Origin of the sequence: Embleya sp. NPDC008237 (genome assembly GCF_042956465.1) — a bacterium.
Classification (GTDB): Bacteria; Actinomycetota; Actinomycetes; order Streptomycetales; family Streptomycetaceae; genus Embleya.
On record NZ_JBIBGL010000009.1, the window covers coordinates 1 to 13581 of the forward strand.

Below are 13581 nucleotides of genomic sequence, written 5' to 3' on the forward strand. Positions count from 1 at the left end.
TGGGACGCCGTCAGCGTACCCGCGCAGTCCGGCGACCCCACCTGCACCGGGAACCCGGGCCCCGACTTCTCGATCAGCGTCAACCCGACCTCGGGTTCCGTGCTCGCGGGTGCCTCGGTCTCGGCCACGGTCGGTACGACCGTCACCTCGGGCTCGGCGCAGACCGTCGCACTGACCGCCACCGGTCAGCCCGCCGACGTCTCGGTGACCCTGACCCCGAGTTCGGTCCAGTCCGGTGCCTCCGCGACACTGACCGCCACCGCCGCAGCGAACGCCGCGAACGGCACCTACGTGATCACCGTGACCGGCACCGGCCCCTCCGCCACCCACAGCGCCCAGTACACGTTGACCGTCGGCAACGCGCCGCCGGGCAACGCGATCCGCAACGGTGACTTCGAACAGGGCACCGCCAACTGGACGCAAAGCGCCAACGACATCACCAACAGCAACCCGGGTTCCGCGCACGGCGGCTCGTGGTACGCATGGATGATGGGTTACGGCTCCACCGCCACCGAGACCGTGAGCCAGTCCAACATCACGATCCCGGCCGGTTCGCCGAGCCTGCGCGTGTGGATCAAGACCACCACCCAGGAGACCGGCAGCACGGTCTACGACACGCTCAAGATCAAGATCGGCTCGACCACGCTTGCCACGTACTCCAACGTCGGCGCCACCGGCGCCTACGTACAGCGCACGGTGAACCTGAGCGCCTATGCGGGCCAGACGGTCACCCTCACCTTCGCGGGTGCCGAGGACTCCTCACTGACCACCACGTTCCTCGTGGACGACGTGAGCATCTCCTGATCACGCGCGACCGATGACGGCCTCGCTCCCGGCGCCCCACGCCGGGAGCGAGGCTCCTCGCCGTCGCGGACCGGGTCGCCCGCCGCCGGTCCGCGTCCCGGGTGGATCCGTCGGGTCCCCAGGCGGGCGTCGGGCCTTCGCTCGTCCCGCGCAACCGGGGTTTGGTCCGGCGTCGAGGGGGCGACCATCTCGCCCACGGCGGTCCGCTCGCCGCCGTGCCTGCGCGGGTGGCCGATCCGCCCCTCGGCCCGTCTGGAGAGTGATGGCCTCGAACCGGTCCGCCCCCTGGGTAGGTGCGTGGCCGGTGCTGCGCAACCCGCGGGTCTGGATGATGCCCTCGATCATCGTCGGGCTGCTGGCCTTCCTGTTGTCCATGCTCTACATGGGCGGCATCCTCAACCCGCGCGCCGACCTGCACCGCCTGCCGATCGGCCTGGTCGACGCCGACCGGGGCGCACCGGCGGGCACACCGCAGAACCTGGGCGCGCGGATCACCGAGGGCATCGCCGCCGCGCCCGATCCGGACGACGCGGTGTCCTGGCGAATCCTGGACGAGGCCACGGCCCACCGGCAACTGGCCTCGGGCAAGCTGTACGGGGCCATCGTGGTACCGGCGGGCTTCACCGCGTCGGTGGCCGCGCTGAGCGCCCCCGCGCCGGCCGCGCCGACCCGTCCCACGATCACCGTGCTGAGCAACCCCGGGGTGGGCAGCCTGGCCTCGTCGCTGGCCACCGGCATCGCCCAACAGGCCGTGCATGCGGCCTCGTTGCAGTTGGGCACGGCGCTCACCGCCGCACCGCCGACCGGGCCGGGGCAGCCCGTCGCGGCGACCCGACTGCTGCTCGCCGACCCGATCGCGGTCGCCGTCGAGGTCGGCCACCCGATCGGCCCACACAGCGGACTGGGACTGACCGCCTTCTACTACACGCTGCTTCTGGTGCTGGCCGGCTTCCTCGGCGGCAACATCATCGGCAACGGGGTGGACGTCGCGCTCGGTTACGTGGCCGGCGAGATCGGCCCGCTGCGTACCGAACGGCCGCTCGTGCACATCACCCGCACCCATCAACTCGTGGTCAAGTGCACGATGTCCGCCGTGTTGTCGATGCTGACCGCAACCCTGATCATGGTCGCCACGATCGGCATCCTGGACATGGATGCGACCCATCTCCCGCTCTTGTGGGTCTTCTCGGTCTGCGCGATCACCGCGGTGGGGTTCGGTGTCCAGGCGATCAACGCGGCCTTCGGCGGGATCGGTCAGTTGGTCAGCATGTTCGTCTTCATCGTGCTGGCCCTGCCGTCCTCGGGCGCGACCATTCCGCTCGAGGCGCTGCCGCACTTCTACCGGGTGTTGTCCGTGTTCGAGCCGATGCGCCAACTCAGCGGCGGTGTGCGGGCCATCCTGTACTTCGACGCGCGCGCCGACGCCGGATTGACCCGGGCCTGGATCGGCATCGCCTTCGGCATCGTGGCCGGTCTCGCCTTCGGCTTCGCGATGACCACCTACTACGACCGCAGACAACTGCACCGCGTCGCACCGAAGACCTGACGGGCATCGGACCGGCTCGCTTCACCGCGCCGCACGGTGATCCTCGCGGCGGGCGCCCGTAGGTTCGCCCACCGGCGGTCGGAGACGGTCGGTTGTGGTCAGGAGCCGTGTCGGCGGCTGATGTTCCTCTCCAGCAATGCGGTCGCGGTCCGGACGCCGACCGCGTCCGGGCCGTCCGTCGCCGGCAATCGGCCGTCGGCGCGGATCAGTTCGGTCAGTGCGGCGTCGATGGCGGTGTGCGCGGCGAACAGGCACGGTGTGCTGTAGATCGCCGCGTCCACGCCGAGCTCCGCCAATTCGGTCAGGCTCAGCCGCGGCGACTTGCCGCCCGCGATCTGATTGAACAGCAGCGGCTTGTCGCCGACCGCGGTCCGGATCCTGCGGATCCACTCGACGCTGCGCACACCGTCCACCAGGACCAAGTCCGCGTCGGTCTTGGCAAGTGCCTTCGCCCGGCGCAGGATGTCGTCCGGTTCGGTGGCGTCGGTGCGGGCGACCACGACCATATCGCCGCGGCTGTCCAGCACCTGCGCCAGCTTGTCCAGGTATTCGCTCAGCGGAAGCACCAGCTTGCCGTCGGCGTGGCCGCAGCGCCGGGGCCGCATCTGGTCCTCCAGGATCACCCCGGACGCCCCGGCCCGGGCCAGCCGTTGCACCACGTGGCAGGCCACCTCCGGGTCGCCGTATCCGTCGTCGATGTCGACCAGGAGGTGGTGCCGGGGGAAGGCGAGCCGCAGGCGCTCCACGAACGCCACCATGTCGGGCCAGGCGATGAAGCCGATGTCGGGCAGCCCGTAGTGGGAGGCGGCGAAGCCGAAGCCGGAGACGAAGAAGCCGTCGAAGTGCCGTGCCGCGAGGGACGCGGAATACATGTCGTGGATGCCGACGAGGGGTGTGGTCCCGGCGCGGACGAGGTCGTCCCGCAAGGCGCTTCCGTAGAGCACGAGTTCTCCACGAGTTCTCCGTGTGTAGTCGAGTGACTACGGAAGGAGTATGGAGATCACGGTCGATTCATGTCAATCTCTGCCAACCACCCGGGTGACCTCCAGCGTCTCCACCATCCGGCGCAGCCGCGCCTCGACCCGGGCCGCGTCCCGGGCGCACACGGTCACCTCGACGGTGGCCGCCCCGAACTCGGTGGAGACGTAGCTGAGTCGGCGCACGCCGTGGTTGTTCAACGTGCTGGCGACCCGGGCGAGCACGCCGCGGCCGTGCCGCATCCGGGCCACCAGGCGGGCGCTCTCGGCGGCGATCCCCTCGCCGCCGGGCCCGGCGGTGGGGGCCGGATCGCCCGGCGTCGGGGCGACATGCGCGGACCGGGGGGCTTCGAGGACCTGGGTGCCGTCGTCAACCATGGATCGGGCTCCTGTCGAAGTGGGTGGAGTGGGATCGGGTGGCTCGTGCGGTTCGGATGTCGGAAAGAGGTCCGAAAAACGGAAAGACCCCTCGCGAAGCGCGAGAGGTCTGCGTGCGGACGGTGGGCCGCAGGGAATGGTCGTCCTGGTCAGCCCGGTGTCGGCACGCTGCCGGTAATAATCATCCGACGTCGCATGATGTCGAAACTCGCACACCCGCCACGCCTCGTCCAACGCGTCTCATGATGCGGATGCCCGCGTCCGTTCCATGGGCCGATGGCGCCCGGTCGATCGGCTGATCGACCGGGCGCCGCCGGTTGCTCGGAACGTGATTCGGGGCGAAACGCGTGATTCAGCGCGCCGTCCGGAGCGGAATCCCGCGCGCGACCGGGAACGGAATCCGACCGCGCGAGGTCCCGAGCGGGATCGGGATGCTCAGAACTTGATCCACTCGCTGGACGTGGTCACCGAGTCCAGGATGTCCACGATCGGGTCGATGCCCAGACCGGGCCCGGTGGGCACGTCGAGGTGGCCGTCGGCGAGTTCGAACGGCGTGGTGATGTCGGTGGCGTAGTAGCGGCGCGACGCGGACGTGTCGCCCGGGAGGATGAAGCCGGGCAGCGCGGCCAGGGCCACATTGGCGGCCCGACCGAGGCCGGTCTCCAACATGCCGCCGCACCACACCGGCACGCCGTGCGCCACGCACAGGTCGTGGATCGCCTTGGCCTCCAGGTAGCCGCCGACCCGACCGGGCTTGATGTTGATGATCGACGCGGAGCCCAGGGTGATCGCCGCAGCGGCGTCCTCGACCGACTCGATGGACTCGTCCAGGCAGATCGGGGTCTTCATCTGCTTGGCCAGCTGGGCGTGCTGGACCAGGTCGTCGTCCGCCAGCGGCTGCTCGATCAGCAGCAGGTCGAACGCGTCCAGCTTCGCCAGCTGCCGCGCGTCGGCCAGCGTGTACGCGGCGTTCGCGTCCACCTGCAGCAGCAGGTCGTCGCCGAACCGCTCGCGCACCGCGCGCACCGGCGCCACGTCCCAGTTCGGCTCGATCTTCAGCTTGATCCGCACATAGCCCTCGTCGACGAACTCGCCGACCAGGTCCAGCAGTTCCGGGATCGAGTCCATGATGCCAACGGACACCCCGCACGGGACCCGGTCCCGGGAGGCGCCCAGGAACGACCCGAACGACTGTCCGGCGGTCCGCAGTTGGGCGTCCAGCACGCCCGTCTCCAACGCCGCCTTCGCCATCTTGTGGCCCTTGAACGGCTTCAGCGCACGCTTGACGGTCAGCGCGTCCACCTGTTCGGGCAGCGCCGGGATCAGGAAACGCTTGAGCACGTCGACCGCGCCGTCCACGTACTCCGAGTTGTACAGCGGGTCGGACATCGCGACGCACTCGCCCCAGCCTTCCGCCTCCGGCGTGACCACGCGGAGCAGCAGGATGTCGCGTGCGGTCTCGACGCCGAAGGAGGTGCGGAACGGCGCGCGCAACGGCATCGCGATCCGGCGCAGTTCGATTCCGGTGATCTTCATGGTGTCTCGGCTCCTGATCGATGGTCGGTCGGTGTTCACCCGGTGCTCGCGCGGGTGAGGACGTAGCGGGTCTTGTCCTGGAAGCCGGTCACCCGGGCGCCGTCGGCGAGCAGCCCGCCGAACACCTCGCGCAGGGCGACCCGCCACTCCTTGGCGACCCCGGGGTCGGTGCGCCGCAGGGTCTCGATGTCCGCGGGCAGTTCGACGAGCAGGTGTTCGGCGTCGGTGCAGCCCAGCAGCGGCCGGTCGTCGCGGACGGCCAGCGCGGTCACCGCGCCCGCCGGGACGGCGACCGGGATCGGCGTGGAGTTCACCGCCGCGATCACCTTGGGATCGGCCAGATCCCAGACCACCAGGGTCCGGTCGGTGTCGGTGCCGCCGTTGATCGCGTCGTCGACCGAGCCGTAGAAGTTGGGCAGGTAGCCGTCCGGGCGACCGGCCAGCTTGGTCACGTTGAAGTGGGCGTTGCGCCGGATCAGCGGATCGTAGGTCCAGGTGATCCGGGCGACGCCACGGGCCAGCGCCCAATTGCGCTGGTGCACCTTGAGCGCGAAGCCGGCCGCGTGGCCGGGGCGGGCGCCGGTGACGTGCGAGTGCAGCGTACGAGCGATCGGTGCGCCGAAGAACCCGACGGTGGCACCGATCATGCGCCCGTCCACGTAGGCCCCGGCGACGTAGTTCCCGGCGTGCGAGAGTGCGCGCATCTGTTCGACGGACATCGGCGCGCTGCCCGGGCCCGCTCCCCAGATCTCGCAGAACAGGTGGAACGCGTCCTCGATCTCGTCGAGTTCGTGCAGTTCTCGGATGACCACGGCGCTCATCGGACCGCCTCGATCAGGCCGGCGAGCAGGAGCGTACGCGGCGCCATCTCGGCCACGATCACGTGTTCGTGGTCGGCGTGTGCACCGCCGCCGACCGCGCCGAGCCCGTCCAGGGTCGGGCAGCCGATGCCGGCGGTGAAGTTCCCGTCGGAGGCGCCGCCGACCGCCGCGGCGCGCAGCGGCGGCAGGCCGCTGCCGCTCGCGACCCGGTCGGCGAGGGCGAACAGCGCACTGGAGGAGGACTCCTCCAGCGGCGGGCGGTTGGCGCCGCCGAGCACCTCGACCCGGGCGCCGGGCACGGTCGCGGTCAGGCCGCGGATCAACTCGTCCACCCGCTCCTGGGCCTTGATCGTGGGCACCCGTACGTCCACGGTCACCCGCGCCCGGTCGGGGACGGTGTTGGACACCGCGCCGGCCTCGACCACCGTGGGGGTCACGGTGGTGCGCCAACCGTCCAGCGCTCCCTCGTCCGCCAGATCGGGCAGCGCGCCGAGCGCGAGCACCAGGTGGGCGGCCTCGATCGCGGCGTTGATCCCCTTCTCCGGCTCCAGGCCCGCGTGCGCGGCCTTGCCGTGCACGACCAACTCGTATTGCGAGCCGCCCTTGCGGCCGGTCTTCAGGGCCCCACCGTCGGCGGACGCCTCCAGCACGAAGGTCGCCGCGCAGCCGCGCGCGGAGTCCTCGATCAGGGCGCGCGAGGTGGTCGAGCCGACCTCCTCGTCCCCGGTGATCAGCACACCGATTCCGTCCAGCGAGTCCAACGAGGCGAGCGCGTGGAACATCTGGACCAGGCCGGCCTTCATGTCGAAGACACCCGGGCCGCGAGCGATCCCGTCCACCACGGACCACGGGTGGGTGGCCAACGAGCCCATCGGCCAAACCGTGTCGTGGTGCCCGACCAGCAGGACGCGCGGGGTGCCGAACGTCCACTGGAGGTGGGTCACGCCGTCCAGCACGATCCGGCGCGGTTCGACGCCGAGATGGCGCGTACCCTGGGCCGCGACCACCTCCGCGCTGCGCGCCACCGCTGCCAGGTCCGCGGAGAACGACTCGCACCGCACCAGTTCGGCCAGGTCGGCCAGCATCGCGTCGGTGTCGAACACGTTCGAGCCGGCCGCATTCGAGCCGGTCGCGGAACCGGCCGTCGCGCCGGTCATCGGGCCAGGCCCAACTCGGCACGGAACAGCCTCTGTACATTGCCGCCGAGGATCGCCATGATCTCCTTCTCACCCAATCCGCGGCGCACCAGTACCTCGGTGAGCGCGGGCAGTTCGGCCGGGCCGTTCAGCCCGGGCAGTTCGGCGGAGGCGTCCACGCCGGTGTAGTCGACACCTTCACAGCACGGCGGAGTGATGTCCGCGAGCACCTCTTGCAGGAAGTCGGGGCCGATCCCGACGTGGTCGATGCCCACCAGGGAGATGATGTGCTCGATGTGGTCGACGAGCCCGTCGATGGTCTGCTTCGACCGGTCGGCGGACAGGAAATCGGGCACGAAGTTGACGCACACGACGCCACCGGTGGCAGCCACGCCCCGGATCTGCTCGTCCGTCAGGTTCCGGTGGTGATCGCACAGCGCCCGGGCGCCCGAGTGGGTGGCGATCAGCGGGCGCGTGGCCTGCTCCAGCACGTGCGCGACACCGACGGCCCCCAGGTGGGAGATGTCGAACAGGATGCCGAGCCGTTCCATCTCGCGCAGTGCCTCGACGCCGGCGTGGGTGAGCCGGCTGCCGGTGGCGTCCTCGCCGCTGCCGTCGCCCAGGGCGGACCGGCCCCAGTGCGCGATCGAGGCGACCCGTACGCCCAGCCGATACAGCGTGCGGAACAGTTCGAGATCGGCGTCCACCCCGGGTGCGCTCTCCAACGCGAGCACGAGCGCGATCAGGCCCTCGGCGAGCGCCGCGTCGATGTCGTCACCGGTCAGGCACAGCCGGACCGCGTCCGGGTTGCCCTCGGCGATCGCGTGCGCACACTCCACCATCCGCAGCGTCCGGCGCAGCGCTCCCTCCGGACGGAACTGCTCGTCCACGAAGACCGGCAACACCTGGATGTCCACCCCGCCCTCGCGCAGTTGGGGCAGCCACTGCTCTCGGAAGAAACTCGCCCACCTTCCTGGTGGTCGTTCCACCACGGCCATCAGGAGATCGTTGTGCGTGTCCGCCACGACGGCACGGGTGTGCAGCTCGGCGCTCATATCGCGTCCTTCCGGTCGGTGTGTGATCGACGCTAGGCCGCGGCGCACACCGGCTTCTTCGTCCGAATGACCAATGCTGTCGACACTTTCCGTCAGCGAGCACCAAAGCCACGACCGGCTCGCGGGACCGCCCCGTCGACGTCTCGGCACCGGATCCGTACCCGGCAGGAGCCCGCGCGAGGCCATAGGTGGGCCGCGACGAATAACGCGGCCCGGCTTTGTCGCGCCGGACGATCCCGGGCCACCGGCCGGGCACCTACCGTGCGCAGGTGTCCTGGTATCCCCCGGGCCCGGTCCACCGGGTCCGCGCCGCCGGTTCGGGGGTCGTCCCCGGCCCCGGCACCAGGTGACCCGGGCCTCCTTCCCGGCCCGCCCGTCCACCCCAGGGATGCGCCCGTGCCCGTCGATCGTCTGCTCCCCACCGACGAAGCCCACGACCTGATCGCCCGGACCCGGGCGTTCGCGGACCGGGAACTCGCGTCCCGGGTCACCGGGTGCGAGGCCGACGCGAGCTATCCCACCGGTTTGTTCGCCGCGCTGGGTCGGGCGGGCCTGTCCGGGCTGCCCTACCCGGTGCAGTACGGGGGCGCCGGCCAGCCGTACGAGGTCTACCTCCAGGTACTGGAGGAGCTCGCCGCGCGCTGGGCGGCGGTGGCATGCGCCGCGGACATGCACACGCTGGCCTGCCTGCCGACCGCGGTGCACGGCACCGACGCGCAGCGCGAGCAGTGGCTGCCCGGCATGCTCGACGGTGCGCTGACCGGGGGCGGCAGCCGATCCGAACCGCATGTCGGAGCCGACCCCTCGGCGGTCACCTGCCGAGCCGAACGCACTCGCGGCGGCCACCTGCTCCAGGGCACCCAGGTCGCCGTCGCGCACGGAGGTCGGGCGCACTTCCACACCGTGTTCGCCCGCACCGGTCCGGCCCGGCCGGACGTCTCCTGCTTCCTGGCCCCCGGCGCCGACGAGTACCTCTACTTCGGCGCACCCGAGGAGGCGACCGCGCTGCGCGCCATCCCGACCACCGCCGCCTATTGGGACGGGGTGTACCTGGAGCCCGAGCGGCTGGTCGGGGCACCGGGTCGGGGTCTGCGGATCGCGTTCGACCTGTTGGACGCGGGCCGTGTGGGCGGCGCGGCGTGCGCGACCGGACTGGCCCAGGCCGCGCTGGACGTCGCGGGCGCGTTCGTGACCGGGGCCGATCGGCACCTTCTGGTCGAGCCGGCGGGGGCGGTCGACTCGGCGCGGGCGATCTACCTGGACGCGGCCCGGCGCCGCGACGCGGGCATCTCGTACACGCGGCAGGCGTCGGTGGCCGAGTCGGCCGCGGTGGAGGCCGCGGTCCGGGCGACCGCCGCCGCGGTACGGATCCTGGGTGAGGTGGCCGACACCGACGAGTTCCCGGTCCGGCGGTATGCGCGCGAGGCCGCGGTACTGCGCCTGCGGATCGCGCCTACGGCGGGTGTGGGGGGCTCGGGTGCGGGCGGCTCGGGTGGGGGTACCTCGGGTGGGGGTGCCTCGACTGCGGGCGGCGGCGCGGGGGCGGTGGTCGGCGTGCCGGCGGTTCGGCGCTTGGAGTCGGGGCGCGGTGGGGCCTTGAGCGTGCGCGGGTCCGTGGCTTAGCGCTGCTTCGGCGTCGACGTTGGCGTTGCCGTCGGTGCCCGTGTCGGTGTCGGTGTCGCCGGCTTCGGGGAGCCGTCGGGCTCGGCGGGCTCGAAGAGGATCGGTGTCTCGGGGAGCCTTGCGGCGTCGCGCACTTCGGTCCGCCGGCCGGCCATCGGTCGCACCGAATCCCGGGGTTGTCACCCGACTGGGTCTTGCGCCGACGATCACGGGTTGGACAGCGTGGAGTTGCGCACACACGACGTGTGACCACACGTCGGAACGAGCACACCCCGTACGGGCGCGCGCATCGGGCCCGGCGGCGTGGGCGGACGAGACCAGCGGGAGTGCTGTGAGCGACCGGAACGGCGACAGGCGAACGGACGACCGCATCGTCCGAGTACGGATCCACCCGGCCATCGGCATCGCGCGCGTGGGCAACAGCACGCGCCCGGACGGCTGGTACTTCGGACCCGAGACCCCCGATCCGGAGCCCTTCCCGCCGGGCTTCGCCAAGGACGCGGACGGCGCGATCAAACGCCAGGCGGCCCGCTTCCGGCTGTACGGCCTCGCCGCCGACGGGCGCGTGGTGCGCGAAGTCACCGTCGCCGACCCGGGTACCCGGATCACGTGGGGCGTGCACGTGGCCAATCGCAAGGCCGCGTGGTACCAGTTCCAGTTGCCGCTGGACATTCCCGACTCCCGTGACCCGGCGGCCAGGCCGTCCGCGCGCCGCAATCCGGGCGTCGCCGATCGCCGGACGCTGGTGATCGACCCCGGCCGCAAGACGCTCGATGCCGCGCCCGGCGGCCGAGTGCCGTTCACCGGCGGCCGGTTCCTGGGTCGGGTCGACGTCCCGCTGGGCGAGATGCGCACCGACGAGCACGGTCGACTGGTGGTGCTCGGCGGACTGGGCGCCTCCGGCTCGCCGGATCAGACGCCGCTGGCCTCGGTGACCAACAACGACGGTTGGTACGACGACATTTCGGATGGCCCGGTCACCGCCTCGGTCACCATCGACGGTGTCGGCGTACCGGTGGACCCGGCCTGGGTGGTGGTCGCACCGCCGAACTTCGCGCCGGACGTGCGCACCGTGCGCACCCTCTACGACCTGCTCTTCGACGTGTTCGTCGAGACCGGTCGGCTGCCCTTCCCGGCCCGGGTCTCCTTCGGCGAGCACATCGAACCGATCCTGCGCCGGTTCTGCGAACTCCAGTGGGTCAACGCCGGGTTCGCGGCCAAGTTCGGATGGGCGGGGCCCGAGTACTTCCTCGCGCCCGAGGCACTGCGCCGGTTGTCCAGTCCCGCGCCCGAGCATCGCGAGACGCGCCGGCAGGTGTACACCGCGCTGCGCGACTACAAGCGCGACGACAAGTCACCGATGCCGTGGCCGTGGATCTACGGCGACGGCATGGCCAGTGTGCCCAGGACGGTGCGCCAGCACATGACGCTGTCGCCGACCCAGGACAAGCTGCTGCTCGCATGGTCGCGCGGGGACTTCGACGCGACGCCGTTCGCCGGATACCCGCATCGCCTGGAGGACGCGCCACCGGCCGCGCAGCCGGGTCTGCTGGATCGGGCGGCACTGGACTTCTGCGTGGCGGACGCGTTCCATCCCGGCATCGAGGTGACCTGGCCGATCCGGCACGCGTCCATGTTCAGCGAGCCGTTCCGGATCCGGGTGCGGGCGGAGGGCGATCCCGATCCGGACTACGGCGACACGCTCACCCCGGATGCGGCGCTGGCCGCGAACGGCCCCTTGCACGCGCAGGGTCCGGGCGACCTCAGTCGATGGATGGCGGTGCCCTGGCAGACCGACACCGCGGGCTGCCGGGCGGGCTACGAGTCGCAGGCCGGGCTCGGGCCGCGCTACGACCCCTACGTGCCGACGTTCTGGCCCGCGCGGGTGCCCAACCACGTGCTCAAGCAGAGCGACTACGAGACGGTCAATCGGCCGGACGGCACCGGATCGGCCGACCGCGAGGCCGCGTTCGCGCACCGCGCGGTCTGGTTGCGCGGACTGACCGGGACCACGCCCGAGGCGCAGCGTCGGCAGATGGTCGACGGTTGGTACAAGCTCGGTATCGTCGAGGTGCGGCCCTACACGGTCGGCGACGGCCGGTTCCCGGCGCGCATGCAGGTCGAGTCGCCGCCGGAACCGCCGTTCGATCAGGCCTCGGACGCGAACAACCTGGTCAACGTCCACGTGCCGGAGCCGGCTGCGGCCGATGAGGTCATCCGTGGCGTCGCCGACGCCACCGGGCAACATGCGGCGGACGTGACCGTGGGCTACGTCGACAACATCGACCCGTATCTGGACTCGCCGTGACCGGCGTCGGTTCGGGCGCTGCCTCGTGCACTGCGCCGAGTGCCGCGTCCGGCGTGGGGTGCGGGTGACCCGCGTCGGCTCGGGACCGGGCTTCGCGTGACCGGGGTCGAGGTGCCGGGCGGGCTTCGGCGGCGCTATGACGTCGTGGTTGCCGGTGGCGGGCCGTCCGGTGCCTCGGCCGCGATCACGCTCGCCCGCGCCGGTCGTTCGGTGCTGCTCGCCGACGCGGGTGGCGGACCGCCCGCGGTCGGCGAGGCGCTGCCGGGTGCGGCCCGGGTGCTGCTGGCCGACCTGGGGGTCGGCGAGCACGTCCCCGGGCCCGGCCATCTCACCTGCTACGCCACGCTGTCCGCGTGGGGGTCGGCGCAGCCGACCACGGTCTCCGCGATCCACGACCCGAACGGGCCCGGCCGGCACCTGGATCGCCCGTTGTTCGACCGCCGGTTGCGCGATGGTGCCCGTGCGGCCGGTGCCGAGGTGGTCGAGCACACCCCGGTCGGCGCGCCGGTGCGGCGGCCGGACGGCACCTGGTCGGTGCCGCTGGGTCGGCCCGGCCGGCGCGAAGTGGTGGGCTGTGACTGGGTCGTCGACGCGACCGGACGCCGTGCGACGGTCGCGACCGGAAGCGGCGGCGCCCGGCGCCACACACACGACGCGCTGGTCGCACTGCACCTGACCCTGGCCGACCCCACCGAACCCGACACCGACGCGAGCACCCTGGTCGAAGCCGGCGCGGACGGCTGGTGGTACACCGCGCTGCTGCCCGGCGACCGGCGCCTGGTGGTCTACTTCACCGACGCCGACCTGCCCGCCGCGCGAGCGGGTGACCCGGCCCGCTTCCGGGCTCTCCTCACCGAGACGAGCCAGGTCGGGCGCCGGCTGGCCGGATGGCCGCTGCCGGCGCACGCGGCGCCGCGCCGGGCACCCGCCCACGGTGCGCATCTGGACCGCGTCTGCGGTGCCGGCTGGATCGCGGTGGGCGACGCCGCAGCCGCGTTCGATCCGCTGTCCGCGCAGGGCATCCTCAGCGCGCTGTACACCGGCCTGACCGCCGGCCACACCGTCGACGCGTGTCTGGCGGGTCGCCGAGACGCGCCCGAGGTGTACCGGGCCCGGCTCGCGGACCTGCTTCGGGCCTACCGCCGCAACCACCGCGACGCCTACGCGGCCGAACGCCGTTGGTCCGACCACCCGTTCTGGCAGCGGCGCCATCTCGCCCCGCCCCAAAGCAAGTTCGAGCCCACTTCCGAGACCGAGCCCACCGAGACCCACTCCGAGGCCGGCTGACCGAGAACGACGACCGGTGGACGCGCCCCTTCGGGAAATCGTCCGTCTTCCCTCGCCCGTCGACCTCACGTTGGAGACCGACGAGCTCTTGGACCTGGTTCGGTAACGCG

10 protein-coding genes and 1 pseudogene are annotated in these 13581 nt (G+C 71.8%); 5 read left to right on the forward strand and 6 right to left on the reverse strand.

The window, feature by feature from the left end; all coding sequences use genetic code 11:
* Both ACFZBU_RS23315 and ACFZBU_RS23320 read left to right on the forward strand, forming a co-directional pair.
* Window positions 1–804: pseudogene (locus ACFZBU_RS23315) on the forward strand (hypothetical protein); the annotation flags it as partial.
* Between the two features lie 262 nt (window positions 805–1066).
* Complete coding sequence (locus ACFZBU_RS23320) at window positions 1067–2350, forward strand: DUF3533 domain-containing protein (protein WP_391585541.1); 1284 nt, start codon at window positions 1067–1069, stop codon at window positions 2348–2350.
* A 98-nt stretch (window positions 2351–2448) separates the two neighbouring features.
* On the opposite strand, the gene ACFZBU_RS23325 is transcribed toward ACFZBU_RS23320, so the two are convergent.
* From ACFZBU_RS23325 to ACFZBU_RS23350, 6 genes are all read right to left on the reverse strand, one after another.
* Window positions 2449–3294 (reverse strand): oxaloacetate decarboxylase, encoded by an 846-nt coding sequence (locus ACFZBU_RS23325; RefSeq protein WP_391585542.1) that lies wholly within the window; start codon window positions 3292–3294, stop codon window positions 2449–2451.
* Between the two features lie 72 nt (window positions 3295–3366).
* Complete coding sequence (locus ACFZBU_RS23330; protein WP_391585543.1) at window positions 3367–3705, reverse strand: hypothetical protein; 339 nt, start codon at window positions 3703–3705, stop codon at window positions 3367–3369.
* A 435-nt stretch (window positions 3706–4140) separates the two neighbouring features.
* Window positions 4141–5241: an o-succinylbenzoate synthase gene (gene menC, locus ACFZBU_RS23335; RefSeq protein WP_391585544.1), complete on the reverse strand. Its 1101-nt coding sequence runs from the start codon at window positions 5239–5241 to the stop codon at window positions 4141–4143.
* Between the two features lie 35 nt (window positions 5242–5276).
* Window positions 5277–6062: a GNAT family N-acetyltransferase gene (locus tag ACFZBU_RS23340; protein ID WP_391585545.1), complete on the reverse strand. Its 786-nt coding sequence runs from the start codon at window positions 6060–6062 to the stop codon at window positions 5277–5279.
* On the reverse strand, window positions 6059–7147 hold the full coding sequence (locus ACFZBU_RS23345) for a M20 family metallopeptidase (RefSeq protein ID WP_391585872.1): 1089 nt from the start codon (window positions 7145–7147) through the stop codon (window positions 6059–6061). The genes ACFZBU_RS23340 and ACFZBU_RS23345 overlap by 4 nt, the downstream gene beginning before the upstream one ends.
* Window positions 7148–7215: 68 nt before the next feature.
* Window positions 7216–8253 carry a dipeptidase gene (locus ACFZBU_RS23350; protein ID WP_391585546.1) on the reverse strand — a complete coding sequence of 346 codons (1038 nt, stop codon included), beginning with the start codon at window positions 8251–8253 and terminating at the stop codon, window positions 7216–7218.
* Window positions 8254–8649: 396 nt separating this feature from the next.
* On the opposite strand from ACFZBU_RS23350, the gene ACFZBU_RS23355 reads away from it, so the two are divergent.
* From ACFZBU_RS23355 to ACFZBU_RS23365, 3 genes are all read left to right on the forward strand, one after another.
* Window positions 8650–9876, forward strand: a complete 1227-nt coding sequence (locus tag ACFZBU_RS23355; protein WP_391585547.1) for an acyl-CoA dehydrogenase family protein — start codon at window positions 8650–8652, stop codon at window positions 9874–9876.
* A gap of 331 nt (window positions 9877–10207) precedes the next feature.
* Window positions 10208–12184, forward strand: a complete 1977-nt coding sequence (locus ACFZBU_RS23360; protein WP_391585548.1) for a LodA/GoxA family CTQ-dependent oxidase — start codon at window positions 10208–10210, stop codon at window positions 12182–12184.
* 96 nt (window positions 12185–12280) lie between these two features.
* Complete coding sequence (locus ACFZBU_RS23365; protein ID WP_391585549.1) at window positions 12281–13471, forward strand: NAD(P)/FAD-dependent oxidoreductase; 1191 nt, start codon at window positions 12281–12283, stop codon at window positions 13469–13471.
* Window positions 13472–13581 lie beyond the last annotated feature (110 nt).

What these genes read in the sequence shown, in the direction of transcription:
- ACFZBU_RS23350 (WP_391585546.1), bottom strand. Translation starts at nt 8,253, where the DNA reads ATGAGCGCCGAGCTGCACACCCGTGCCGTCGTGGCGGACACGCACAAC.
- menC (WP_391585544.1), bottom strand. Translation starts at nt 5,241, where the DNA reads ATGAAGATCACCGGAATCGAACTGCGCCGGATCGCGATGCCGTTGCGC.
- ACFZBU_RS23340 (WP_391585545.1), bottom strand. Translation starts at nt 6,062, where the DNA reads ATGAGCGCCGTGGTCATCCGAGAACTGCACGAACTCGACGAGATCGAG.
- ACFZBU_RS23330 (WP_391585543.1), bottom strand. Translation starts at nt 3,705, where the DNA reads ATGGTTGACGACGGCACCCAGGTCCTCGAAGCCCCCCGGTCCGCGCAT.
- ACFZBU_RS23345 (WP_391585872.1), bottom strand. Translation starts at nt 7,147, where the DNA reads ATGCTGGCCGACCTGGCCGAACTGGTGCGGTGCGAGTCGTTCTCCGCG.
- ACFZBU_RS23320 (WP_391585541.1), top strand. Translation starts at nt 1,067, where the DNA reads ATGGCCTCGAACCGGTCCGCCCCCTGGGTAGGTGCGTGGCCGGTGCTG.